Raw genomic sequence first — 23,557 nt, forward strand, 5'->3', positions numbered from 1 at the left:
CGTGAAAAGCCTCCGCGCCAATGGTACTGCGTCTTAAGACGTGGGAGAGTAGGTCGCCGCCAGGTCGCTCAGGCACAGGAGACGCTTCAAACCAAAGCACGTATGCTTGCATCTTCACACTGATCGGAAACGCCCTGGCTCGAAAGAGACAGGGCGTTTCGCTGTTTCGGGCCGCGTTTACTCCAGGGTTGGGTCCTGCCTGGAGATTAGGAGTCGTCGACGCACGGCTGCCGCCAGAGGAATGCAGGGCTGATTATCAGTCTGCCGAATTAGCATGCTCTGCAACCTAAAGAGAGCGGCCGGTCATGATGGACGAAACGGCGGGCGGCAGGCGAAACGGGACGGCTCGCCAGACGGCAGCCGGGACGGAACCCGGCCCGACAATCTACCTGCAGCTTGCCGGAGTCGTCCTGTTCTGGGGCGCCAACTGGCCGCTGATGAAGCTGGCGCTGCTCGACATCGGACCGCTCGCCTTCTGCGCCGTTCGGCTGGTCGGCACCACGGTGAGCTTGGCCTTGCTGGCGCCGCTGTTGCGCTTTCCCTTGCTGCCCCACCGCGGCGAGCGGCTGATGATCGCGGTCGTCGGCCTGCTGCAGGTCGGCGGCATGATGGGGCTGAGCAACATCGGCTTGCAGTTCGTCTCGCCGGGGCGGGCGTCGGTGCTTGCCTACACCATGCAGATGTGGACGCTGCCGCTCGGCCTGCTGCTGCTTGGCGAGCGCATCTCCAAGCGGCAAGCCGCGGCAGCGCTGCTGACCTTCGCCGGGGTGGTCGTCTTCTTCAACCCGGCGCTGGTGAACTGGAACGACGTCAACGCGCTGATCGGCAACGGCTTCCTGATCGGCTGCGCGATCAGCTGGGCATTGGGGGCGACGCTCTACCGCCGACGGCTGTGGCGCACGCCGTTCTGGACCCAGATCTTCTGGCAGGTCGCTGCCAGCGCGGCGGTGATGGCGCCGCTGGCTCTGTTCGCCGAAACGGCACACCCGATCAACTGGTCGGGCTCGCTGTTGGCGGTCATCGCCTACAACTGCCTGATCGCCACCGGGCTTTGCTATTGGTGGTGGAGCAAGGCGCTGTCGGTGATGCCGGCCAGCCAAGCCGGACAGATCGTCTGTCTGGTGCCGGTCACGGCGCTGCTGTTGAGCGCGGTCTTCGACAGCGAGCCGCTGAGCTTGGGCGTGCTGCTGAGCGTGGTGCTGATCGGCGGCGGCATCGCCCTTTCCGCACGGGCGCGCTGACCGGCGGTGCCGGACGAACGGCGTCAATCCGTTAAAGCAACCTGTGCTTCGCTTGCAAAGTTGCCGGAGGTGCAGTTCTTGATTGCATCCAAATATTATTCCAACCGATATCTTGCAGCGATGAATTGTTCCGGAAATGGATTATCCAACAGTCCAGTTCGGAGCAAGTCCCGGTCGAAGCGGCGCTGCCAGTGTGGATACTAAGGCGGGAGAAACGGACCAACACTGGAGAGCACCCGATGGCCGGCATTCAGATCGCCGAGATGGATTTTTCCGCAGGGCTCAAGACCAAGCACATGAAGGTCCCTGCCATGGTGGCGAAGGTGGATCTGAAGGAGGTTCCGAAGGATCTCCAGAAGGCCATCGACAAGGACAAGATCATTGTCCAGAAGCTGATCGAAGCGGCCTATGAGCAGCTCAACAAGTCCAAGAAGGACATCCAGGGGGCTCTCCAGGATTTCGATGCCAACCTTGGCAAGAAGCCGCCGGCCAGTGAGAAGGAATTGGCCGAGCGCGAGAAGACGATCAACGTCATGTGCAAGCAGTTCACCGAGGCGCAGTCGGGGCTGGCGCTGAAGGCGGTGGAAAAGGCGTGGGACGCCTATGCCAGCAAGAAGTCCGACCTGAAGTCGTTCAAACTGAAGTTCGCCAAGAGCATGGTGCTGGGGTCGATCAGCATTCTTGCCAGCACCGTGTCGGCCGGCGTCAGCGTCGGCGTCGCGGCGGTGACGGCCGGCGGCGCCACCCCGATGGCGATCATCGGCATCTGCACGACCGTCGCCAGCATCGGCAAGACCGCGGTCACCATGGCGCTCGCCATTCACAATTTCGCCCGCGACATCGAGAAGGCAGAAACCGACATCCGCAAGACCGACGACACGCTGGCGTCGGCCTACAGCAGCGGCGACCTGAATTTCAAGGCCGGCGCGCGCGAGGTGGCGGCGATCCTGGGCGTGCCGTTCGTGAAGTCGGTCGGCGGCATGGAAAAGCTGCTGCTGGAATACCATGCCAAGACCGGCAAGATGGAAGAGCAGTCCGACAAGCTCTACGATCAGGCCAAGAAGATGATGACCCAGATCGAGAAGCTGGAGAAGGAGAAGCTCTCCAAGCAAGCCGATGCTCTGGTCAAGATTCTCGGCGAGAAGGTCACCTTCACGCTCGACAAGATTCACGAGCTGCAGGCGCGTATCAAGACGAAGGATGTCTTCTACGATCAGATGACCGGCCACCTGGTCTGCTACAAGGACCTGCGCGGCAAGCCGCTTGAGAAGATCGGCGTGACGAAGGAGACGCTCGAGACCATCGTCACCATCGGCTCGACCCTGAAGACCATCGTCTCGACGACGCTTCAGATCGTCAAGCTGGCCGGCGGCTGACGCCTGTGCCTCATCGGAGTCTGTCCGGCGCCTGGAGAGGCACTGGACAGACTCCGGGCTTTATTCCAGGAATAGACCGCAGCGAACGGGAAGAGGAGACGCATCATGGGAATGCAGGCCGTCATGGGCGCGATGACGATGTGCAGCTTCGGCGCTGCACCGTCGAGCCTCATGGTTCTTCCCGCCAGCGCGGTGATGAGTTCGAAGGTGCCCGCGGCCAACATCATGGACAGCAAGCCGTTCGTGAATGTGTTGCCGTTCGGCATGTGCATGAGCATGGCCAACCCCATGGTGGCGGCGGCCACCGCGGCGGCCTTCGGTGTGCTGACGCCCATGCCCTGCACGCCGATGACCGCCGCCCCCTGGGTGCCCGGCAGCCCGACCGTGCTGGTCGGCAAGATGCCGGCGCTCAACAACAGCTCGAAATGCATGTGCAGCTTCGGGGGCGTCATCCAGATCACGCTGCCCGGTCAGTTCACCGAGATGGTCCCCTGAGCATCGGTTTCCGCCGGACCGAAGCGCCCGACGCTACCGCCCCGGCGGCTTCGGCGGCGGGATCGCGCCGGTTTCCTTCCCGCCCTCCGAGAAGGTCCGCAGCGGCTCGACCAGGACGCCCTGGTGATAGACGCCGCGCTGCATCGGCTTGCCGGACGGAAAGAAGCGCAGGAACTCTCCCTCCAGCAGCCCGTCCTTGAAGACCGCCTGCTCGCTGACCGCTCCGCTCTCGAAAAAGCCTGCTGTCGGGCCGTGCAGGCGGTCCGCCGCGTAGGTCTCCCGGCGCAGAACCGCGCCATGCGGGCTGTAGAAGACCGACTCGCCCTCGCGCTTGCCGGCACGGTACTGCACCACGGCCGCCACCGTGCCGTTGGTGGCGAAATAGACGGACGGCCCTTCCAGTTCGCCGCCGCGGTAGCTCATGCGGCAGACCAGCCGCGCCTGCATGTAGAAGGTCGATGTGCCGTGCAGCACGCCATTCACATAGTCGGCGACCTGCACGATGTTGCCGTCGTCGTCATAGTGGCGTGTCTCGCCGTGCATGGCGCCGCCGCGCATGCGGGCACGCATCGCCGGCCGGCCGGTTTCCCCATAACGGATGAAGTCGCCGTCGAACTCCCCGTCCACCAGCCGTCCGGACTGGACGATGCGCCCGTGCGCGTCGCGCTCCTCGACCCTGATCTCGGTGGGGCCTGCGGCGTCGGGGGTGTCGGTTGGAGAGTCCATGTCCGTCATCTCAGTTCACCATCACCACGCCGCCCTTGAGCGTCAGCATGCCGCCGCCGCTCACCTCGGCCGTCGCCGATCCCTTCACCGTGCTGGTCAGTCCCTGGGCCGTCAGGGCCAGCCCCGCCTTGAGGTCCAGCGTCGTCCCGCCCTTGAGCGTGGCGCCCATGCCGGCCTTCATGTCCAGCCCCATGCCGGCATCGATCTCCATGCCCGTGCCCGCCTTCACGGTCATCGCTGTGCCGGATTTGACGTCGAGCGAGGTGCCCGCCTTGATCTCGATGCCCGTCGCCGCCTTGATGCCGATGTCGGCCGAAGTCGCCGTCAGCTTGATCGACTTGCCCTTGATCACGATGTCGCCGGTCACGTCGATGGTCAGGTTGCCCTTGACCGTCAGCGTGTAGTTGTTGTCGACGGTGTGCTCGAAATCGTCGTTGTTGAGGTGCGTTTCCTTGCCCTTGACCGACAGGTCGCGGGTTCCCTTCGAAATCGCGTGCGTCTCGTTGCCTTCGGACACGGTGATCGTATGGTTTTTCTTGACCGTCAGCTTGCGGTCGTTCTTGACGTCGATGGTGCTGTCGTTCTCGATCGTCTCGATCTCGTCGTGCTTGACCAGCCGTGTCAGGTCGTTGAGGACCTTGATGTTCATGTCCTTCTGGGCCTGGACGAAGATCTCCTCGTTGTCGGCCTTGTCCTCGAAGCGGATCTCGTTGAACTTGCCGGTGCCGTTCTTCGAAGTCTGCGTCTTGATGGTGCTTTTCGTGGAATCGTCGGGCAGCGTGTAGGGAACGGTCTGGTCGGCGTTGTAGACGGCGCCGGTGACCAGCGGCCGGTCGGGATCGCCGTCCAGGAAGGTGACCACCACCTCCTGCCCGACGCGCGGGAAGAACATGATGCCGTAATTCTTTCCGGCCCAGCCCTGCGCCACCCGGACCCAGCAGGAGCTTTTCTCGTCGTTGGTGCCGAGCCGGTCCCAGTGGAACTGCACCTTGATCCGCCCATACTTGTCGAGCCAGATCTCCTCGCCCGACTTGCCGACCACCTTGGCGGTCTGGGTCGAGTGGATCCGCGGCTTCTGCGCGGTGTTGAGCGGGCGGAAGGGATGGGCGGACGGGAAACCGGTGAAGGTGGCGACGAAACGGTTGGTCGCCCCGTCGATGCGGACGGAATTCAGCACCATCTCCGCATTGAGCGAGTCCTTGCGGTGGCCGGAGATGGTGATCTTGGTCCCGGCCTCCATCCCGCGGCAGCTTCCGCCGCCGCGGATGCGCTGGCTGGCGAAGGCGAGCGCCTGCTGGCGCACCAGGGCGATCTGCTCGCCGTCGGCCGACACCGTGTGGCGCACCGCATAGTCGTTCATCGTGCCGGTGCCGGCACTCCCCTCCGCCGTGGCGTAGAGGTCGGTCGCCGGCGTCTCGAAGTGATAGCTGTCCACCCCGACGCTCTTGGTCGTCACCCGCCGCTCGACGCCGAGCTGGGTGATGACGTTGTCCTCGTTGTCGTAGGCCTTGTGCCCGCGATACTCGTAGGTGGAGACCAGCGCGCTGGTGGTGAAGGCGCTGTCGCCGTCGCCCAGAACCAGCTTGTGCTCGCCGTCGGCATGCTCGAAGAAATAGAAGATGCCTTCCTCTTCCAGCAGCCGGGCGATGAAGTTGTAGTCGGTCTCGCGGTACTGCACGCAATATTCGCGGGTCGAATAGGTGCCGTTCAGCACCGTCTTGATGGTGCCGGTGGAGCCGATCACCGCCTCGACGATTTCCGGCACCGTCTTTTCCTGGAAGATGCGGCAATCGCCGGAATGGGTCAGCATCCACAGCCAGGGATGCAGCTCCGCCTCGTAATGCGCGGAGGAATCGCGGTCGTCGATGTGCGTCAGCTCGATGCGGCCGACAATGGCGTTGATGTAGCGCTTGGAGGTACCGTCGCCCAGCGTCAGGGTCACCGTCACCGGCTTGCCGACGATCTGGTCGAAGTCGATGTCGTCGTCCGACGACAGCATGGTCACCCGGTAGGAGAAGAGCGACGACAGCCGCTCCTCGCCCACGATGTTGCGCAGGATCAGCTTGTCGGGTCCGAGCGGAGTCGAGATCGACAGGTGCTGTTGGGCCTGTGAGAAACGCTCGCTCATTTTCCCCTCGTGCCGCCTTACCTCGTGCCGCCCCGCCCCGTCCCGCCGCCGGTCAGGCCAGCGCCGCTTCCGCGGCCCCAACGGTCACGGTGAAACGCCCGTCGCTGTCGCAATCGACCCGGATCGCCCCCACCGGCTGTCCGGCAGCGACCTGATCGAGGATCCGCATGGCCACTTCGGGCACCACGAACTCCGACAGCAGGGTGTCGATCATACGGGCGCCCGCATCGGAATGCACGGCCCGCCGCACCAGCGCCTCCAGTGCCGCCGGGGCCACGGTCAGTGCTGCGGCACGGTTGCCCTCGGTGCGCTTGCGCAGCTTGTCCACCTTCATCATGGCGATGGCGCGGACCTGCCGCTCGCTGAGAGGATAGTAGGGCACCACCGTCAGCCGTCCGAGGAACGACGGCCGGAAGCGCCGCCGCAGCGGATCGGAGATGGCCTCGACACCCTCTTCCAGCGCCTCGCGGATCTCGCCGGCATCGAGCCGCGCCCGCCCGAGTTCCGTCAGCTCCACGTCGCCGAGGTTGCTGGTCAGCAGGATCAGCGTGTTGCGGAAGTCGACCTCGACCCCCTCGCCATCCTCCAGCACGCCCTTGTCGAACACCTGATAGAACATGTCCAGCACGTCCGGGTGGGCTTTCTCCACCTCGTCCATCAGGATGACCGAGTGCGGGCGGCGCCGCACCGCCTCGGTCAGCACGCCGCCGCTGCCGTAGCCGACATAGCCCGGGGGGGCGCCGCGCAGGGTCGCCACCGCGTGCGCCTCCTGGTACTCCGACATGTTGATGGTGATGAGGCTCTGTTCGCCGCCGTTCAGCAGCTCGGCCAGGGCCAGCGAGGTTTCCGTCTTGCCGACGCCGCTGGGACCGCTCAGCAGGAAGACGCCGATGGGGCGGTTGGGCTCGTTCAGGCCGGCGCGGTAGCCGCGCACCGCCCGCGCGATGGCGCGCAGGGCCTGCGGCTGGCCGACGACGCGCGCCTCCATGCGCTCCTCCAGCCCGACGACGACATCGACGTCGTCCTTGGACATCGAGCCGACCGGGATGCCGGTCCAGTTCGACACCACCGCGGCGACCACGCCGCCGTCGACCCGGTGCGGCACCAGCGCATCGTCGCCGCGCAGGGCGGCCAGCCGCTCCTCCGCCGCCACCGCGTCGGCCTGCCGGCCGGCGGTCAGCGCCTCGTCGATGGCCTTCACCAGTTCGGCCTCGCGGTTCCAGCGCCCGGTCAGCGCCGCAAGCTCCTCGGTGACGGCACGGCGGCGGGTGGCGATGCCGGCCAGCCGGGCCTCGTGCGCCGCGCCGGCCTCGCGCTCCAGCCGCTCGGCCTCGCGGGCCAGCATCTGGTCCTCGCGCTCCAGGGTCTCAATGGCTTCGGGTTTGGAGGTGCGGGCGACCGCCACCCGCGCGCAGGCGGTGTCCAGCACGCTGATCGCCTTGTCGGGAAGCTGGCGCGCCGGGATGTAGCGCGCCGACAGCTTCACCGCCGCGGCGATGCCGTCGTCCAGCACGCGCACGCCGTGATGTTCCTCGAAGCGGCGCACCAGCCCGCGCAGCATGGCGGCGGCGGCGGCCTCGTCCGGCTCGGGAACGGAGACCGGCTGGAAGCGGCGGGCGAGCGCCGGGTCCTTCTCGAAGTATTTCTTGTACTCGGCCCAGGTGGTGGCGGCGATGGTGCGGAACTCGCCGCGGGCGAGCGCCGGCTTCAGCAGGTTGGCGGCGTCGCCCTGTCCGGCCGCCCCGCCGGCACCGATCAGCGCATGGGCCTCGTCGATGAAGACCACCGTCGGCACGGCGGAGGCCGCCACCTCCTTGATGATCGACTTCAGCCGGTTCTCGAACTCGCCCTTGACGCCGGCGCCCGCCTGGAGAAGGCCGAGGTCCAGCGTGCGGATCGCCGTACCGCGCAGCGGGGTGGGCACGTCGCCCTCGGCGATGCGCAGCGCCAGCCCTTCGACGATGGCGGTCTTGCCGACGCCGGGATCGCCGACCAGGATCGGGTTGTTCTGCCGCCGCCGCATCATCACGTCGACGACCTGACGGATTTCCCGGTCGCGGCCGATCACCGGGTCGATCTTGCCGGCACGCGCCTGCGCCGTCAGATCGACGGTGTACTGGTCCAGCATGGACTGGCCGGAGGCCAGCGGCGAGGGTGTCGAGGGTGCCTCGCCGAGCGGTGCGGGCGTAGCGGTGGACGCCTCGCCCAGCTTGGCGTCGCTGCGCAGCATGCGCACCAGTTCCGGCAGGTCGGTGGCGGTGCGGTCGCGCGGGATGGCAAGCAGCGACGGGGCCGATTCGCCGACCACCGCGCGGACGGAATCGCAGGCGACCGCCGCCCACAGCAGGGCCGGCACCAGGATCTGCGGGCTGTCCAGATGCGTCACCGAGGTGAGCAGCGCGCTCTCCAGCAGCTCCGGCACCCGCGGCGAGAAGGCGGGGGTGCGGGTGTTGCCGCGGCGGATCTTTTCCAGCGCCGCGTTCAGTTCCGCTTCGACCCGCGCCGCATCGACGCCGTAATGGCGCAGGATCCCGGCCACGACGCCGTTGTTGGCGCGCAGGACACTGAGCAGCAGATGTTCGACCTCGACGTCGTAATGGGTGTTCGACACGCACAATGCGGCGGCGCGTTCCAGCACCTTGCGGCCGTCGCGGTCGAGCTTTCCGATCAGGGTCTTGATGTCGGCGGTCACGGGCTGCCTCCGGTCGCGGGCTGAAGAGTGAGCTGGCCGGGTGTCCGGCTCGGCGAGTTGGGGAAGCGCAGCCAGGACGTCCAGCCGAGCAGGCTGCCGTCGCGGGCGGAAAGGCGGGTGCGTGGCACCATCGGCGGGCTCAGCACCAGGGAGATCTGGAAATCCATGCCGTCGCCGCTGTGGAAGCGGGCGAGGGCGCACAGCGTGGCATGGTGGCGGCCGTTGGGCAGGAAATCGCGGTAGCGCTCCAGCGAGTCCATTTTCAGTTCGATGGCGTAGCAGGTCTGCTGGTCCCAGACGCGCCGTCCGACCACCACGTCCTGGCCCAGCCGGTTGTTGCATCCACGCCGCCCGGCGCTGACGACGGTCGTCGCCTCTTCGCCCAGGGGAAGCCAGCGGCCAACGAAGCCTTTGACCCGCGCCTCCACCTGGAAGATGGCGCCGATCATCGTCTCAAGCCCGGCGGCGGAGCGCACGCGGCAGGACAGGATGCCGGAAAAGGCCAGCAGCATGCGGTCGGGCGCACCCGGCAGCCGCTCCTCCAGATGATCGGTGCCGATGCCCACCAGCGAACGCAGCGCCCGCGCCAGCAGCGACCGCTCCGGATCGCGCTCCAGCAGCGGCAGGCTGCCCTGCCGCGTCCGGTAGAGGATCGACATCAGGCGGTGGTTGAAGATGTCGTAGAAGGCGGCGCCCGCCGTGTCGTGGCGGGCCACGCGCTCCAGCATCATCTCGGTGGCGACATAGGGCAGGGGGCCGCCCGTGCCGCCGAGCCCCAGCACCGGCGAGCGGACGACGCCGCGCCCGTCCTCGTCCTGCCGCGCCGACACCACGTCGCTGGCCGGAAAGGCGAGTGTGGCGTCATGTTCGATGCGCACGGCCTCGCGGTCAGGATCGATTCCCGATCCCAGCGGCTCGCGGTCCGGTGCGGCGCGTTCCAGCAAGGCGATGGCCTGGAACAGGTCGAACCCCCAGGGCTCGGCCTCCAGCGCCTCGATCAGAGGACGGGCTGATTGCCTGCCAGGCGTGGCCATGTCTTCCAGATCCCCCCTCGTTGCACCGAGCGCAGCCGGAGCTGGGCGAAAGCGTTGACGTTGACGTAGAGGCCGAGGAAGCGGCTCAGCACCCCGCCGAACACCAGCGGGCTGGTGCCCACGAAGTTGCGTTCGTCGATGTCGAGCGTCAGCTCCAGCCCGCGCACGAAGCCGCGCCAGGCATCCTGGCCGATGCGGTGCAGGACCGGCCGCGAGGACAGCGCGTTCAGGCCGCGCAGCTGGTTCTGCGCCATCGCGTCGTCCGGCGCATAGAGCCCGAGAATGGCCTGGAGCGCCCGCAGCCCCTCCGGGTCGCCCGTCAGGCTGAGGTGGTTGACCGACAGGTGCGAGACCAGCTTCCACGCCGACGTGCCGCCGATCGGGGCGGGACGCCCGGCGGTCGGCTTGTTCAGGCAGCGGATGGAGGCGATGGGGGCCGCCTCCTCGATCATCAGCACCGCCCCGGCCGGCACCTGCTCCGCCAGCCCGCGGTTGGTGCAGGCGACCCGCACCAGCAGCGTCTCGTCCGCCGGCTCCGCCGGGTCGAGGTCGAGATGGTGCAGGCTGAGATAGACGTCGGTGCCCGGCATGTCCTCGCGCTGGGTCGGTTCGCGCGCGGCGAGCCAGAAGCCGCGCGGATCGGCGTCGGCGCTGGCATGCTGGAAGGAGAACAGCGGCACATAGGTGCGGCGCGCGCCGTCGGCGTCGCGCATGCCCGTCACCTCCAGCACCGAATGGATCTCGGTGGTCCGCTCGCGCATGGCGTCGGCGACGACGCGGTAGGAGGTGCGCTTGTGGTTGAGCCGCACCGGCTCGGCCGAGCGGGTGAACAGGTTGACGATCGGCGTGCAGCCCAGCCGGAAACAGTCGCGGCGCACCGTCAGCCGGTTGGGCAGCGGGCGCGACACCAGGATCAGCACGTCCACCACGGTTCCCGACAGCCGGCCCTGCGGCAGCGCCAGATCGTAGAAGTCGAACTTCTGCGGGAACTCGAAATACTCCTGCAGCAGGCCGTAGGCCGGCTGGGCATGCCGCGGGTGGGGCAGCACGGTCTGGTCGGGCTCGAAGCCGACGGGGCGCAGCAGGTCGTCGCCGCGCAACCGCACCGGCGGCTTGCCGGGCATCAGGTAGACGACCTCCACCATGCCGCACAGCAGCATCTCGTGCAGCGCCGCGTTCAGCACCGGCTCGCCGTTGAGGAACAGCCTCAGGCTCTCGATCGGCAGGTTCTCGAAGACCTGATTGCAGGTCTCCAGCCGCAGGCGCAGGACCGAGGCGGCTTCGCCGCCATCGATGAAGTCGTAGCGCTCGGTCGGCTCGACCGCGGCCTCGGTCAGCGCCAGCGGCCACAGGGTCACGTCGTAGGCGGTGCGGAAGCGGCAGCGCGCCGATCCTTCGGCCAGGGCGTGCAGGGCGGTGCCCCGCGGCACAGTGAAGCCGCCGGTGAGCTGGCCGTTGCCGGCCGCCGGCTCCATCTGGGCGATGCCCATCGGCGGCACCGGCGCCACCAGCTGCGGGTGGAGGATGCCGAGCAGCGCTTCGGTGAAGCGCGGAAACTCACGGTCGAGGTTGAGTTGCAGGCGTCCGGTCAGGAACGCGAAGGACTCGATCAGCCGCTCGACGTTGGGATCGGCCGCCTGGTCTGGACCGAGCGCCAGGCGCCGGGCGATCTTCGGGTAACTGCGTGCGAACGCCTCGCCCGCCCGGCGGACGTACAGCAGTTCGCGCTCGTAATGTTCGAGGAGATCCTCGCGCCGCATGTCAATCCGTCCCGGCGGCGACGCCGGCGGCCGGCGCCTGGGATGCAGCGCCGAGATTCACGGAGAAGAACAGCGGCTCGACGACGGTCCCGGCGGCCACCTCGCCGGAGATTTCCACCGTCAGCGTCCCGTTGCCCTTGCCCGGCGTCACGACGACGCGCGGCCGCAGCAGGCGCGGCTCGAAATCGAGGATGGCATGGCGGACCACGGTCTCCACCCGGCGGCGGTCGGTGAAGGAGCGCGGGTGGATCTCGCCGAAGTCCGGCAATCCGTATTCCATCACGGTGCCGCCGGTGTCCGTCCGGCGTTCGCCCGCGGTGCGGCTGTCCAGCAGGCGCTGGATCTCCCGCTGGATGGACGCGGTCAGGTCGGGCATGGACATGACGATCATGGACGGATCGTCGGTCGACGGGTCGTCCGGCTCGAAATCGATCAGGCGCTCGAAGAGCAGCGTGCGCCCGCCGTTCATCGCCTTGGACTGTGTCATTACCGGCCTTTCGATCCCGTGTCGTCCGCATGCGCGCGGCGTTGCCACGCTTGCCCCTCCCTTGCGGAGCGAGAGAGGGGGCAACCGTTTCCGCCACGGCATGGCCCCGGCGGTTGCCGGGGGCTCATGCCGCGGAGTCTCAGCTCGCGCCGCCGACCGCACCGGTGAGCAGGTCGAACGAGACGCCGCCGCCGCCCTGGCTGGTCTGCTTCTCGTCGTACTGCTTGTAGACCCAGGTGATCTTCGTCGCGTTGATCTCCAGGCTCTCCGTGGTGTCGCCCTCGCTGACGCTCAGCGAGTGCTTCGACAGAAGCGGGTTGGTGAGCTCCAGGGTGAGGAACTCGACCCACTGGAACTCGTCGTCGCCCAGCGGCTTGACGCAGTGGATCTTCCAGGTCTCGCCCTTCACGCCGGCCCGCAGCAGCAGGCTGATGAGCTTGGGGGACGCGATGTCCCACTTGCGCTCCAGCGTGATGTTGTTGACCTTCGGCGTGTGGACGGTGCGCCGCGCGTTGGTCGTGACTTCCATCTCGACTTCCATGTCCTGGGCGAGCGATTCGCACAGGATCATGTCGGTGAAGTCGACCTGCTTCGTCTTGACCCGGCACTCGCCCTTGACCTCGGGGATCTCCAGGATGACCATGGACATGGTGATGAACTCCTAAACAGATGGGCGTTGGACGGTCGGGGCCGGGGTCAGGCTTCCGGCGCCGGCAGCTCGGCCACCAGCCGGATCGAAGCCGACAGCTCTTCGAGCTGGAAGTGCGGGCGCAGGAACACGTTGGCGCGGTAGACGCCCGGACGGCCCGGCACCTCGTAGACGTCCACGCGGGCCTCGCGCAGCGGGAAGCGCGCCTTCATGTCCTGGGAGGCGTCGTCATCCAGCAGGATGTAGTTGCCGATCCAGGTGTTCAGGTAGCTCTGCACGTTGCCGCGGGTCGTGAACGAGCCGATCTTGTCGCGCAGCATGACCTTCAGGTAATGCGCGAAACGCGACGACACGAGCATGTAGGGCAGCATCGCCGAGAGCCGCGCGTTCGCGTTGGCCTCGTTGGTGTTGTATACCTTCGGTTTGTTGGCCGTCTGGCCGCCGAAGAACGCCGCATAGTCGGTGTTCTTGCAGTGCACCAGCGAAATGAAGCCGAGGTCGTTCAGCTCCTTTTCACGACGGTCGGTGATGGCGATCTCGGTCGGGCATTTCAGCGCGACGTCGCCCTCGTCCGTCTTGAAGGTGTGGGTGGGCAGGCCGCCGACCCGGCCGCCGCCCTCGACGCCGCGGATGGCCGCAGTCCAGCCATACTTGGCGAAGGCGTCGGTGATGCGCGCGCCGAGCGCCCACGCGGCGTTGCCCCACAGGTACTTGGAGTGATCGCGGCCGTCCACGTCCTCCACGAAGTTCACGCCTTCCACCGGCACCGTCTTCGGGCCGTAGGGCAGGCGCAGCAGCGTGTGCGGCATGACGAGCGCGACGTAGCGCGAGTCTTCCGACGCACGGAAGGAACGCCACTTCGTCATCTCGGCGGTTTCGAAGATCTTCGACAGGTCGCGCGGACCCGACAGCTCGGAGAAGCTGTCCATGTCGAACATCTTGGGCGAGGCGGCGGCGATGAAGGGCGCATGGGCCGCAGCGGCGACGTTCGAGATCTTCTCGATCAGCGACATGTCCTGCGGATGGCGGCCGAACTCGTAGTCGCCGATCAGCACGCTGTAGGGCGTGCCGCCGAGCGTGCCGTACTCGGCCTCGTAGACCATCTTGAACAGCGCGCTCTGGTCGAACTCGACCGCGCTGTCGAGATCCTTCTGCAGGTCCTTGCGCGAGCTGTTCAGCACGCGGATCTTGAGCTGCTTGCCGGTCTCGCTGTTGGTGACGAGGTAGTTCAGGCCGCGCCAGGTGGCTTCCAGCTTCTGGAAGTCCTCATGGTGCAGCACCTCGTTGAGCTGAAGGCTGATCAGCTCGTCGATCTGGGCGATGCGGTGGTTGATCGCCTCGACGACATCCACGGCGACGGCGTCGCCAGTCTCGGCGACGACCTGGTCCACGAACTCGGACAGCAGGTCGCGGGCGTAGGGGCGCTGGCCTTCTTCACGCGCCATCTTGCCCTCGACCATCATGCGGTCGAGCAGGCTGGCGCTGGCGGTGCTCTCGACGGACATTTCCGTAGTCACTTGGGCACTCCTGTGAATGCGTTCCGTATCAGCGGATGGGCGGCCGTCAGGCGGCCGGCGGCTCTTCCGTCGAAACCGGCGCCATCGCCGTTTCCGTGGGGCCGAGGAGCTTCTTCAGCTCGTCCTGCTGTTCGGTGTTGGAGATGACGTCGTTGAGCAGGCCGCTCAGCTCGTCGTTGCCGTCCAGCTTCGCCAGCAGGTCGGAGAGCTTCTGCCGGGCCTCGAACAGGCGGGCCAGCGCCGGCACCTGGTTCAGCACCTGGACCGGCTCGAAGTCGCCCATGTCGTCGAAGTTCAGCAGCACGTTGAGCTTGCCGCCGTCGGGCTGGAGCTTGTTGTCGACTTGGAACGCCAGCCGCGGAGCGGCGGAGGCCAGAACGTCGTTGAAATTGTCGCGGTCGACCTCGACGAACTTCCGCTCCTTCAGCTTCGGCAGCGGCTTTTCCGGCTTGCCGCTCAGGTCGGCCAGGACGCCGACGAGGAACGGAAGCTCCTTCATCTCGGTGGCGCCGCCGGTGTGAACCTCGTACGTCAGCTTGACGCGCGGCGGACGGACGCGCTCCAATTTCTTCTGGATGCTCTCGGTCATGACCTCAACCACCTCGCAATGAATCCATGCGCGCCCTGCGCCGCGCGTTAGCCCCGCCATCATTCGGAGTGCAATCAATCTTAGCCAGCCGAGATAGGCCCCAATTGGCTGGCATCCCCCGGTAACACCTCCGTTTCGGAGGTATTACCCCGCAGCAGGCCTTTCGGCCTGTGCCCTTCCGGCGGGAAGCCCCCGCGCCGGTGCGGAGTTACCGGCGCAGGTGCCGCAGCAGGAAGTTGCGCGCTTCCACCAGTTGGCTCATCCGTTCCGCGCTCGACAGCAGGCCGGTGTCGGGATGGTAGATCGGCGCCAATGTGCGGAAGCGGCTGTTGACCGCCTGCGGATCGAGACCCCACTCGTGGGTGAATCCCAGCACATAGGTCGCCTGCCAGGGCTTGAGGATCGGCTGCTGCAGCGGGCGGAAGGCCAGCGTCTCCAGCGCGGAGGTCAGCTGCTCCAGGCGCAGGCGGCAGCGGCTCATCTCGGTTTCCACCGCCGCCAGTTCGCCCGACGTGACCAGACGCGCGCCGTCGGACGCACCGATGGTCGCCGCCGCCCACGCCGCCTTGCGCACCGTCGCATGGTCCAGGCGGACCGGGTAGCGCACCCTCAGCTTCGGCACCACGCGCACCCGCCGGGTGCGTCCGTTCTTCAGCGTCACCCGCCGGTACGACACGTCCACCGGGTTGGGTTCCCCCGGATCCGGCAGGGCTTCCAGCACGTCGGGGCTCATGACCGTCAGGAACGTTCGCAGAAGCTGTGAAGTCGTCATGCCACGGGCGGTGGCCGCCGCCTCGACGGCCGACCTCAGGGAATGCTGACAAGGCACGACGAAGGAGGACAAAGGGCGACCCCGAAGTGTGAGTGAAACCATGAATGACCTGTAAGGCTCAGTCCCGCGCCTGCCGGAGCTGGGCGAGCGCATCGCGGATCGCCGCCTCCAGCGCGGCGATCCGGCCGCGTTGCTGTTCGTCGCGGCGGGCGGCGGCCTGTGCGGCGCTGCGCAGGCGGCCGACCTCCTCGATCGGCGATGCGTCCACCCCCCGGCGGTCGAGGTAGAACAGCCCGACCTCGATCACCTCCCGCAGCGTCTGGCCGGCCGGCAACAGCCGCTCCAGCGCCGCCAGCGCGGCAATCCGCTCGCCCGCCGCCTCGCTGCCCAGACGCGGAAGCACCGCCCGCAGGCGCTTGTCCCGGCTCAACGCGCCGCCCGGTCAATGCACGGCATGAGGAAGCCGCTGGAACATGCAGAGATAGCCGTGGACCGGAACCGACGCTTCGGTGCGCAGGATGACGTTGTCGATGGTCCTGGCGCGGAACAGGCCGCGCGCGCTGCTTCGCAGATGGTCGAGGCCATGGACGTAGCGGCCGCTCGGCGTCAGCCGGTATCCCGGCTCCTCCTGCCGCTCCACCGTGAAAGCGAGCAGCCCGCCGGGAGCCAGCACGCCTGCCGCCGCCCGGAACACCTCCGTCAGGTCGCCGATGTAGCAAAGCACGTCCGCGCTGACGACGGCATCGAAACGTTCGTCGGTGCCGGTCATGAACTGGACGAGTTCGGCCTGCGCCAGCAGGTCGTAGAGGCTGCGGTCGCGCGCCTTGTCCAGCATGCGCGCCGACAGATCGACCCCGACCAGCCGGGATGCCGCCGGGCGCAGGATCGGTCCGCACAGGCCGGTGCCGCAGCCGATGTCGAGGATCCGCGCACCGCCATCCGCTGAAAATGCCGCCGGCAGGGCCGCGACCGCGGTGCGGGCGACGATCTCATGCGCCTTGTACTGGAGCGTCTTGACCAGATGTTCGTCGAAACGGTCGGCATAGGAATCGAACACGTTGGCGACATAGGCCTCCGGCGCCTTGGCCGAGGTCGTCCCGGCGATGGCATGGACGAGATGGGCCAGAACCGTGTCGTCCGGATTGAGCTCCATCGCCCGGCGATACACCTCCAGCGCCTCGTCGCGGTGATTGCGGTTCACCAGCAGCGATCCCAGCACGATCAGCGATTCCCGCCGCGACGGGTCGAGCGCCGCCCCGCGGCGCGCGGCGGACAGGGCTTCCGCCGACCGGCCGACGGCGTCCAGCGCCTGGGCCTGCACCGCCAGGACTTCCGTGCCCGCCGGATCCAGGGCGAGCGCGGCGCGGCACACGGGCAGGGCCTCCGCCGGCGCCTTGTCCTTGAACAGGGCCATGGCGCGCAGGGCATGCATCGCCGAGTGGTCCGGGCGCAGCTTGGCCGCCTCCTCGGCGGCGAGGGCGGCGTCGCGGTAGCGGTTCTGGGCCAGCAGGATGCGGGCGAGGTTGGCGAAGGCCTCGGGATAGTCGGGGCGGTGGCGCAGCGCGGCGGCACAGGCGAGCAGCGCCTCCTCCAGCCGGCCCATGCCGCGCAGCGCGACCGCGAGGTTGTTGTAGGGCATCGGCCAGTCGGGTCGCGCGGCGATGGCGTCGCCGAACAGATCGGCCGCCTCGGCGAAGCGCCCCTGGCGGAGCAGGGCCGTGCCGTCCTCCACCTTCGCCCGGATCTCATCCGGGATCTCGCCGGCCTGGAATGAGGCGGCCTGGAGAGACGGGGCATGACCGGGGGAGGGCGTTCCGGCGACGCCCGGCGGCGCCATTGCGGCGGACGCTTCGTCCATGGCGGTCCCCTCCGAGAAAGACTGATATCCGGCCTATGCCGTGACAAAGGGCATACCGCACCCCCGATGCCGCCGCAAAAGCAGATCGAACCAACATGGGCCAATCTTCAGGCGCTCCGGCGCTGGAATCCGGCTATAGCCGAACCGGGAGGCCAGCCATGCTCTTCGGTTTCGGGCGTCTTGCATTCGTCCTGTGGCTCTGCGCGGTCGGCGGTCAGGTCTTCACCCTGTTCGCCTTCCACAACGCGGTGGCCGAGGCTCACACCAGCGAGATCGCCGCGCGGCTCTCGGCGTTGACGAACCGCGTCGCCGCGGCGGCGGCGGAACGCGCCACCATCGGAATTCCGCTGGCCCACCAGACCGACCTCCAGCGCCGCATCGAACTGGCGACCGGCGTCGGCAGCGGCGTGGCGCTGCATGTCGTCGACGCGCGCGGCACGGTGCTTTTCAGCACAGCGCGGGAGATGGTCGGCGCGACGGTTCCGGCCTCGTGGATCGGCATCGCCGCAGCCGCTCCGGCGGATCCGTGGAGCCATGAGGGACGCGACGGCATGGTCATCGGCGTGCCGGTCCTCGATGCCCTGGGCGCGGTGGGCGGCGCCATTCTCGGCCATGCGGCGCAGGAGGATGCGCGGGTCGAGGTGCTGACGGCGCTGCGCGAGACGGCGACGGTCACCCTCGTGTTCCTGATCCTGGTGGCCGTGCTGGCGGCGTTGGGCACCCGTCTGTTGGTCGGGGAGACCCATCGTTCCGTTTTGAAGCTAAAGGCATTCTATGAGGCGCAGTGCCAGAGGCTGATGGGGGCGGAGCCCGCCAGCGCCGGGACGCGCCCGGCGGGGCAGGCTCTCGGCGTCGTCCTGCACGGTCTGGAGCAGGCCGAGGAACAGGCGGCGCGCATCGACGATGCGCCCCCCCGCGGCACGTCGGGAGCATAACCAATGCTGTTTGGATCCGAGCACCCCGTCCGCCGCTTCGTCCCCCTGCTGGTCGCGGTCGTCGTCATCCCGTGGATCGCCACCCTGGCGGCGGCGCTGGTCGGTGCCGCCAATCTGGCCGACCGCGGCACCGCCACACGCACCGACATCGTCGGGCAGGCGCTGGTGCAGGACCTCGAAAAGGCGCTCGGCCTCGGGCTGCCGCTGAACCGTCTGGCCGGGATGGACGATTATCTGGAGGAACTCTCCGACATCGTTCCCGAGATCGAGCTGGTGCTGATCGCCGACGCCGATGGCAAGACGCTGTTCCAGAAGGCGACCACGGGTCGGCCGGACCTGTCGGCCCGCCTGTCCGCTGCCGAGACCGACTGGTCGGCCTTCCACCTGTCGGTGCAGCGCTATCCCCTGCGGACCGGGGCGACGCAGGCCGGTGAGGTGATCCTCGGCCGGAAGGCCCTGGCCCAGCCGGCGAACACCCGGCGCATCCTCATCGATTTCGCGGTTGCGCTGACCATCGCGCTGACGGGCGGGTCTCTGCTTCTCCGCATGCTCGTGCACACGCAGCTGGTCGCGCCGCTCGGCTACGCCAGCGGGCTGGATGCGGTGGTGGCCCGGCGCGTCTATGACCGGATCGCTCCGCCGGTGGACCAGAGCCTGATCGGCGGCCTGCTGGCGGAGATGAACCGGCTGGTGATCGGCGTCAATGACCGCTTTGCCCGCGCGCACGCCTACCTGACCGAGGTGCGCGACCTCAGCTTCAATCCGGATGCGGCGGCGGAGGTCGAGCCGCTGATCGCCCGCATCGAGCGGTTGGGCCGCTTCTCGCCCGACCGGCTCGCGGCGCTGCCGCCCGTCGCGGGCAATCCGCTGCCGCATGCCGTCGTCTTCTTCGCCGCGGTGGCGCTGTCCATCCTCGCCGGCGTCGCCGCCCAACGCCTGCCCCTCGACACCGCCCTGGCGGCGACGGCGCTGGGCATCGCGCTCGCGGCACCCTTCGCCCGCGTCGTCGGGCGGTACGGGCTGGCGGTGACGCTCGCCGCGCTGGCGGCCTGGGGCGTGACCACCCTGTCGGACCCCGGCCGCGACCTGCTGCTCGCCGCGGCGGTCCTGGGCGGCATCGGCGCCGGCCTGTCGGTCCAGACCGTCCGCCCGATCCTCGACACGCTCGGCGCCGATCTCGGGGTGTCGGCCACCGGGGGGCTGGTCGCCGGGGCCGGGATTTCCATCCTCTGCACCGCGAGCATCGGCACCGGACCGGTCATGGGCATCGGCGCCCTGTCGGCCGCCATCGGCCTGCTGGTCGCCCTGCGCGTGGAGCGTGTCGCGTCGGCGCGCCGGGCTCCCCTGATTCTGCGCCAGATCTTCACCCTCGACCGCTGGTGGAGCGGCGGGCGGCCCGCGCCGAAGGGCTGGTCGCTGTGGCTCGTCACCGGGCTTGCCCTGACCTACGCCGCCATGCCGCAGGTGGCCGGCACCCCCGGTGTCCGCCAGGGCGCCGAGTTCATCTGGTTCCATGGCGGTGCCGCGTGGCTGGCGGCGATTGCGGTGGTGGCGCTCTCGCCCCGGCCGGCGGCCGCCGTGCTGCTGTCCTTGTCCGCCACCGCCCTGGCGGCCGGCGCGCTGGCGTTGGGGGCCGCCGCGGCCGGGCCGGGCTCGGCGCTGGCCGTCGCCGCCGCGCTCGGTGCCGGGCATGCCGCGCTGGCGGCGGGCGGCGAGAATGGCGGTCTGGTCGCGCTGCGCGGAGCGATGGCGCTTCTGGCCGGAATGGGGCTGCCGCTGCTGCTTGGCGGCAATGCCGGCGTCGCCGCGGCCTCGGCCGGGCTGGTGGTGACGGTCGCCCTGCTGCCGCCCATCGCGCTGGCGCTGCGGCGCGTCCTGCTGGACCGCCGGTCCGTGCCGGCCGCCGCGGCGGAGGGGAGTGCGGCGGCATGAGGATGGGCATTATGGGAGCCGGCACTACGGGTGCCGGTTTGGGCGGTCGGATGTTCGTCTTCGCCGCCGGCGCGGTGCTGGCGGTGCTGGCCACGGCGGTCCTGTTCGCCGTGCTGTGGGGGGACCGCACCGCGGAACGCCGTGTGGCGGAGGAGACCCGCGTCGCCCAGCGGCTTTGGGAAAGCCTGATGGAGGAGGAGGCCATCGTCATGCAGCGGGCGGCGGCCGACCCGCTGCTGGTCGCGGCGATGGACCGCAACAACGGCCAGGCCGCGGCGGCCCGGCTGCCGCTGCTCGGTTTCTCCTCGGCGGCGCTGGTCAACAGCGTCGGGCAGCCGCTGATATCGGTGCCGGCGCCGGCCGAAAAGCGCCTCATCGACGAACGGCGGGTCGCCCAGGTGCTGGCGCAGAACGATGCCTACACCGGCCTGGTCGTCGTCGGCGGTGCCGTGCAGCACATGGTGGCAGCACCCTTCGGCGAAACGCGGCCGGCCGACCGTGTCGTCCTCACGCTGCGCACCGTGCAGCCGAGCCTCACGGTGCTTGCCCGCGTCCTTGGCGGCTCGGCCTATCTTGTCGACGGCAACGGCGCGCTTTACGACCGTGCCGGCGCCCTGCCCTGGGAGGACGTCCAGCCGTCCCTGGGGGGAGGCGGTGGCGGGGACCATGCCAAGGTCCACCGATCCGGCCGCAGCTTCGAGGTCCGCACCCTTCGCCTCGCCGATCCTGCCGGCGGCAACACGCTGGCGCTGGTCGTGGCGCGCGAATCCACGCTGGAGGACATGGCGACCAGCCTGTTCGACACCAGCGCCATCCTGGTGCTGATGACCGTGCTGGCGGCCAGCCTGTTTGGGCTGGAGTGGTTTTTCCGCCGTTCCCTGGCGCCGATCCACGCATCGCTTTCCGCGCTGTCGGCGTTGGCCGACGGCAACACCAACGTGGCGGTGCTGGGCGCCGAGCGCAGCGACGAGGCGGGCCGGCTCGCCCGCACGGTGGAGGTGTTCCGCAACCGCAGCCGCGCCCTCCAGGATGCCGAGGCGCGGCGTGGCCGCCATTGGCTGCGTCAGCAGTCCTTCATCCGCAAGCAGATGCTGCGGATGGCCGAAACCCTGCCCGACCAGGGCCGGGTGGAACTGCTGGGGGATCTGGACCGCATCGAGTCCGTCACCGGCCGCGGCGACGGGGCGGGCGGTGACGGGGCGGGCGGTTTGGCGGTCGCCTTCGAGGTGATGGCCGAGCGTGTGCGCAGCCAGCACGCCGCCCTGGACGGCATGGTCGTGCAGCTTCGCGCCTCGCTCGACACCAAGACCGAACTGGTGGAACTGCAAAAGCAGTTCGAGATCGCCCGTCGCATGCAGGAGGCGATCCTGCCCGGCGGCCTGCCGGCCCGCCCCGATCTGGCGGCGGCCGGCCTGCTGCTGCCGGCGGCGGAGTTCGACGGGAGCTTCTACGACTTCTTCCTGGCCGACGACGACACGCTGGTGGTTCTGCTGGGCCAGGTGTCGGGCGGCGGTCTGGCCGGCGGCTTCATGACGGTGACCGCCCGCACCGCCGTGCGCGCGCTGGCCTCCGCCGGGCTCGGTCCGGGGGCCTGCCTGACCGGCGCCAACCGCCTGCTTGCCGCCGACAATGCGGCGGGGCTGCGGATCGGGCTGGCGATGGGCGTGGTGACCCTGCGCAATCGCCGCTTCGTCTTCGCCGGCGCCGGCGTGCCGGCCCCGTTCCTCGCCCGCCGCCTGGGCGATGTCGTCGATCTGCCGGTGGCGGAGAATGCGCCGCTTGGGCTGGATCCCGGCCTGACGGTCGCCGAGACCGCCTTCGACCTGCCGGTGCCGAGCACGCTGGTTCTGTGCGGTTCGGGCCTGCTCGACGGCACCAACCGCTTCGACGTGCCGTTCGGCCGCACCCACATGGGCGATGTGCTGAGCGGCCTCGACGACCTTTCGGCCGACAGCACGGTCGCCGCCGTGCAGGCGGCGCTGTTCGAACATGCCGGCGGCCGCACCGTTCCGATGGCGCGCGACCGCACCTGCCTCGCCGTGCGGGTGCGGGTATGACGGCCGGCCTGCTTGCCCGCGCCGCGGCGGCGCTCTCCCTTGTCGCGCTGCTCGCTTTCCCCGGGGCCGCGCTGGCGCAGCAGCCGTGCGAGAGCTATTTCGCGGCGAACGAGGCGGCCTATGGCATCCCCACCGGCATCCTGCACGCCATCGGCATGACCGAATCCGGCCGCGGCGGCGCGACCTGGCCCTGGGCGCTGAACCTGGGCGGTGCCCCGGCCTTCCCGGCAAGCCGCGGCGAGGCCCTGGCGCTGATGGACGACGGGGCGGGGTCGCTGCGCCTCGACATGGCGGTCGGCTGCATGCAGGTGCACACACGCTGGCACGCGCGCGCCTTCCGCTTCGGCGAGGATATTCTCGACCCGGCGACCAACGTCGCCTACGCGGCGGCCTTCCTGCGCCTGCTCTACGACCGCCATGGCTCCTGGACCGAGGCGGTGCGCCGTTACCATGCCGGCGCCGGCAACACCCAGGCGCAGGACGTCTACCTGTGCCGGGTTCTGGGCTGGCGGGTCCGTCTCGGCTACCAGCGCGGGACCTCGGCGATGGACGGGCTGTGCGCCGCTGCCCGGACCGTCTCGGCGGAGGGGCGATGAAGAAGCTCCTCCTCGCCGTGCTGGTCCTGCTGCTGTTGGTGGTGGCGTTCGGCGGCGGCTACTATCTGGCCGGCGGCGGGCTTCCGGGCGTCACTGCCCAAGCCTCCAAGGACGGTCCGGCGCCGGCAGGGGGGACCGCTGGGGCGGCCAACGGCACCGCTCCTGCCGGCGCGCCCGCGAACACCCCTGCCAACGCCTCTGCCGGAACGAAGGCCGCGGACGGGAAGGATGCCAAGGATGCGAAGGGCGCCCCTGGGGAACCCCCGCCGCCCGACATCCCGGTGAGGCCCGCGGCGGCAACGGCCAAGGGCAGCACGGTCTATGCCGTCGAGCTGGGCGCCTTCCGCTCGCCCGACAATGCGAAGGCCTTCGCCAGGGTGATGCAGGACCGCGGCCTTCCCATGTCCATCGTCGAGACGGTCGACGCCGGCGGACGGTCCTGGCTGCGCGTGCGCGCCGGCAGCTTCGCCGATCTGTGGCAAGCCGAGGCCCGCCGGCCGGAGTATGAGCGGGTGGCGGGGATCGGCGGCGTGGTGGTCGGCGAGACATTCCCCGGTGCTCCTGCCGCCGCTCCGTGACAGGCGGCCGTCCGCAACCTGCCGCGGACGTTGAATGCTCCACATTGGATGTATGCCCCAACCCCGCGGAAACGCATGGGATGCGGACTTTCGCCCATGCCGGAAATAGGCCTTCGGGACAGCGGCCCGTCCACC

20 protein-coding genes are annotated in these 23,557 nt (G+C 68.9%); 8 read left to right on the forward strand and 12 right to left on the reverse strand.

Going from position 1 to position 23,557, the window contains the following annotated elements; genetic code table 11:
- Window positions 1-305: 305 nt before the first annotated feature.
- From CRT60_RS07335 to CRT60_RS07345, 3 genes are all read left to right on the forward strand, one after another.
- The gene (locus CRT60_RS07335; RefSeq protein ID WP_098735775.1) at window positions 306-1,241 is read left to right on the forward strand and encodes a DMT family transporter; all 936 of its coding nucleotides are present in this window, start codon (window positions 306-308) and stop codon (window positions 1,239-1,241) included.
- A 239-nt stretch (window positions 1,242-1,480) separates the two neighbouring features.
- A complete protein-coding gene (locus CRT60_RS07340; RefSeq protein WP_098735776.1) occupies window positions 1,481-2,617 on the forward strand; it encodes a hypothetical protein in 1,137 nt (378 codons plus the stop codon).
- A 123-nt stretch (window positions 2,618-2,740) separates the two neighbouring features.
- The gene (locus tag CRT60_RS07345; protein WP_244592337.1) at window positions 2,741-3,112 is read left to right on the forward strand and encodes a DUF4280 domain-containing protein; all 372 of its coding nucleotides are present in this window, start codon (window positions 2,741-2,743) and stop codon (window positions 3,110-3,112) included.
- Between the two features lie 33 nt (window positions 3,113-3,145).
- Here the strand turns inward: CRT60_RS07345 and CRT60_RS07350 are convergent, their stop codons facing one another.
- The 12 genes from CRT60_RS07350 to CRT60_RS07405 form a co-directional block, all read right to left on the reverse strand.
- Window positions 3,146-3,838, reverse strand: a complete 693-nt coding sequence (locus CRT60_RS07350; RefSeq protein WP_244592338.1) for a toxin-antitoxin system YwqK family antitoxin — start codon at window positions 3,836-3,838, stop codon at window positions 3,146-3,148.
- Between the two features lie 10 nt (window positions 3,839-3,848).
- Window positions 3,849-5,966, reverse strand: coding sequence for a type VI secretion system Vgr family protein (locus CRT60_RS07355; protein ID WP_098735779.1), 2,118 nt, complete (start codon window positions 5,964-5,966; stop codon window positions 3,849-3,851).
- Window positions 5,967-6,018: 52 nt separating this feature from the next.
- Window positions 6,019-8,658, reverse strand: a complete 2,640-nt coding sequence (gene tssH / locus CRT60_RS07360; protein ID WP_098735780.1) for a type VI secretion system ATPase TssH — start codon at window positions 8,656-8,658, stop codon at window positions 6,019-6,021.
- Window positions 8,655-9,692, reverse strand: a complete 1,038-nt coding sequence (gene tssG, locus CRT60_RS07365) for a type VI secretion system baseplate subunit TssG (RefSeq protein ID WP_098735781.1) — start codon at window positions 9,690-9,692, stop codon at window positions 8,655-8,657. The genes tssH and tssG overlap by 4 nt, the downstream gene beginning before the upstream one ends.
- Window positions 9,656-11,452 carry a type VI secretion system baseplate subunit TssF gene (gene tssF, locus CRT60_RS07370; RefSeq protein WP_098735782.1) on the reverse strand — a complete coding sequence of 599 codons (1,797 nt, stop codon included), beginning with the start codon at window positions 11,450-11,452 and terminating at the stop codon, window positions 9,656-9,658. Before tssF ends, tssG begins: the two co-directional genes overlap by 37 nt.
- Window position 11,453: 1 nt before the next feature.
- Complete coding sequence (gene tssE / locus CRT60_RS07375; protein ID WP_244592339.1) at window positions 11,454-11,939, reverse strand: type VI secretion system baseplate subunit TssE; 486 nt, start codon at window positions 11,937-11,939, stop codon at window positions 11,454-11,456.
- A gap of 139 nt (window positions 11,940-12,078) precedes the next feature.
- Window positions 12,079-12,588: a type VI secretion system tube protein Hcp gene (locus tag CRT60_RS07380; protein ID WP_098735784.1), complete on the reverse strand. Its 510-nt coding sequence runs from the start codon at window positions 12,586-12,588 to the stop codon at window positions 12,079-12,081.
- Window positions 12,589-12,635: 47 nt separating this feature from the next.
- A complete protein-coding gene (gene tssC / locus CRT60_RS07385; protein ID WP_211100112.1) occupies window positions 12,636-14,105 on the reverse strand; it encodes a type VI secretion system contractile sheath large subunit in 1,470 nt (489 codons plus the stop codon).
- Between the two features lie 46 nt (window positions 14,106-14,151).
- Window positions 14,152-14,694 (reverse strand): type VI secretion system contractile sheath small subunit, encoded by a 543-nt coding sequence (gene tssB, locus CRT60_RS07390; RefSeq protein WP_098735786.1) that lies wholly within the window; start codon window positions 14,692-14,694, stop codon window positions 14,152-14,154.
- Between the two features lie 208 nt (window positions 14,695-14,902).
- Window positions 14,903-15,427, reverse strand: coding sequence for a hypothetical protein (locus CRT60_RS07395; protein WP_244592340.1), 525 nt, complete (start codon window positions 15,425-15,427; stop codon window positions 14,903-14,905).
- 157 nt (window positions 15,428-15,584) lie between these two features.
- Window positions 15,585-15,896: a hypothetical protein gene (locus tag CRT60_RS07400; RefSeq protein WP_098735788.1), complete on the reverse strand. Its 312-nt coding sequence runs from the start codon at window positions 15,894-15,896 to the stop codon at window positions 15,585-15,587.
- 12 nt (window positions 15,897-15,908) lie between these two features.
- On the reverse strand, window positions 15,909-17,324 hold the full coding sequence (locus tag CRT60_RS07405) for a tetratricopeptide repeat protein (protein ID WP_098735789.1): 1,416 nt from the start codon (window positions 17,322-17,324) through the stop codon (window positions 15,909-15,911).
- A gap of 158 nt (window positions 17,325-17,482) precedes the next feature.
- Here CRT60_RS07405 and CRT60_RS07410 point away from each other — a divergent pair, with 158 nt between their 5' ends.
- From CRT60_RS07410 to CRT60_RS07430, 5 genes are read left to right on the forward strand one after another with little or no spacing between them, the layout of a single operon-like run.
- A complete protein-coding gene (locus tag CRT60_RS07410; RefSeq protein WP_098735790.1) occupies window positions 17,483-18,259 on the forward strand; it encodes a hypothetical protein in 777 nt (258 codons plus the stop codon).
- A gap of 3 nt (window positions 18,260-18,262) precedes the next feature.
- On the forward strand, window positions 18,263-20,191 hold the full coding sequence (locus CRT60_RS07415) for a hypothetical protein (RefSeq protein ID WP_098735791.1): 1,929 nt from the start codon (window positions 18,263-18,265) through the stop codon (window positions 20,189-20,191).
- Window positions 20,188-22,248: a PP2C family protein-serine/threonine phosphatase gene (locus tag CRT60_RS07420; RefSeq protein ID WP_098735792.1), complete on the forward strand. Its 2,061-nt coding sequence runs from the start codon at window positions 20,188-20,190 to the stop codon at window positions 22,246-22,248. Before CRT60_RS07415 ends, CRT60_RS07420 begins: the two co-directional genes overlap by 4 nt.
- Entirely contained in the window at window positions 22,245-22,844 is a 600-nt protein-coding gene (locus CRT60_RS07425; protein ID WP_098735793.1) for a lytic transglycosylase domain-containing protein, read from the forward strand. The genes CRT60_RS07420 and CRT60_RS07425 overlap by 4 nt, the downstream gene beginning before the upstream one ends.
- A complete protein-coding gene (locus tag CRT60_RS07430; protein ID WP_244592341.1) occupies window positions 22,841-23,422 on the forward strand; it encodes an SPOR domain-containing protein in 582 nt (193 codons plus the stop codon). Before CRT60_RS07425 ends, CRT60_RS07430 begins: the two co-directional genes overlap by 4 nt.
- The last annotated feature ends 135 nt before the right edge of the window (window positions 23,423-23,557 follow it).

This window comes from Azospirillum palustre (assembly GCF_002573965.1).
Classification (GTDB): Bacteria; Pseudomonadota; Alphaproteobacteria; order Azospirillales; family Azospirillaceae; genus Azospirillum; species Azospirillum palustre.

Bases quoted from the DNA above. Each gene is read 5' to 3' on its own strand.
- CRT60_RS07340 (WP_098735776.1), top strand. From the start codon at position 1,481: ATGGCCGGCATTCAGATCGCCGAGATGGATTTTTCCGCAGGGCTCAAG.
- tssB (WP_098735786.1), bottom strand. From the start codon at position 14,694: ATGACCGAGAGCATCCAGAAGAAATTGGAGCGCGTCCGTCCGCCGCGC.
- CRT60_RS07335 (WP_098735775.1), top strand. From the start codon at position 306: ATGATGGACGAAACGGCGGGCGGCAGGCGAAACGGGACGGCTCGCCAG.
- CRT60_RS07355 (WP_098735779.1), bottom strand. From the start codon at position 5,966: ATGAGCGAGCGTTTCTCACAGGCCCAACAGCACCTGTCGATCTCGACT.
- CRT60_RS07410 (WP_098735790.1), top strand. From the start codon at position 17,483: ATGCTCTTCGGTTTCGGGCGTCTTGCATTCGTCCTGTGGCTCTGCGCG.
- CRT60_RS07405 (WP_098735789.1), bottom strand. From the start codon at position 17,324: ATGGACGAAGCGTCCGCCGCAATGGCGCCGCCGGGCGTCGCCGGAACG.
- CRT60_RS07430 (WP_244592341.1), top strand. From the start codon at position 22,841: ATGAAGAAGCTCCTCCTCGCCGTGCTGGTCCTGCTGCTGTTGGTGGTG.
- tssF (WP_098735782.1), bottom strand. From the start codon at position 11,452: ATGCGGCGCGAGGATCTCCTCGAACATTACGAGCGCGAACTGCTGTAC.
- tssE (WP_244592339.1), bottom strand. From the start codon at position 11,939: ATGACACAGTCCAAGGCGATGAACGGCGGGCGCACGCTGCTCTTCGAG.
- tssG (WP_098735781.1), bottom strand. From the start codon at position 9,692: ATGGCCACGCCTGGCAGGCAATCAGCCCGTCCTCTGATCGAGGCGCTG.
- CRT60_RS07420 (WP_098735792.1), top strand. From the start codon at position 20,188: ATGAGGATGGGCATTATGGGAGCCGGCACTACGGGTGCCGGTTTGGGC.
- CRT60_RS07350 (WP_244592338.1), bottom strand. From the start codon at position 3,838: ATGGACTCTCCAACCGACACCCCCGACGCCGCAGGCCCCACCGAGATC.
- CRT60_RS07425 (WP_098735793.1), top strand. From the start codon at position 22,245: ATGACGGCCGGCCTGCTTGCCCGCGCCGCGGCGGCGCTCTCCCTTGTC.
- CRT60_RS07345 (WP_244592337.1), top strand. From the start codon at position 2,741: ATGGGCGCGATGACGATGTGCAGCTTCGGCGCTGCACCGTCGAGCCTC.
- CRT60_RS07395 (WP_244592340.1), bottom strand. From the start codon at position 15,427: ATGAGCCCCGACGTGCTGGAAGCCCTGCCGGATCCGGGGGAACCCAAC.
- CRT60_RS07415 (WP_098735791.1), top strand. From the start codon at position 18,263: ATGCTGTTTGGATCCGAGCACCCCGTCCGCCGCTTCGTCCCCCTGCTG.
- CRT60_RS07380 (WP_098735784.1), bottom strand. From the start codon at position 12,588: ATGTCCATGGTCATCCTGGAGATCCCCGAGGTCAAGGGCGAGTGCCGG.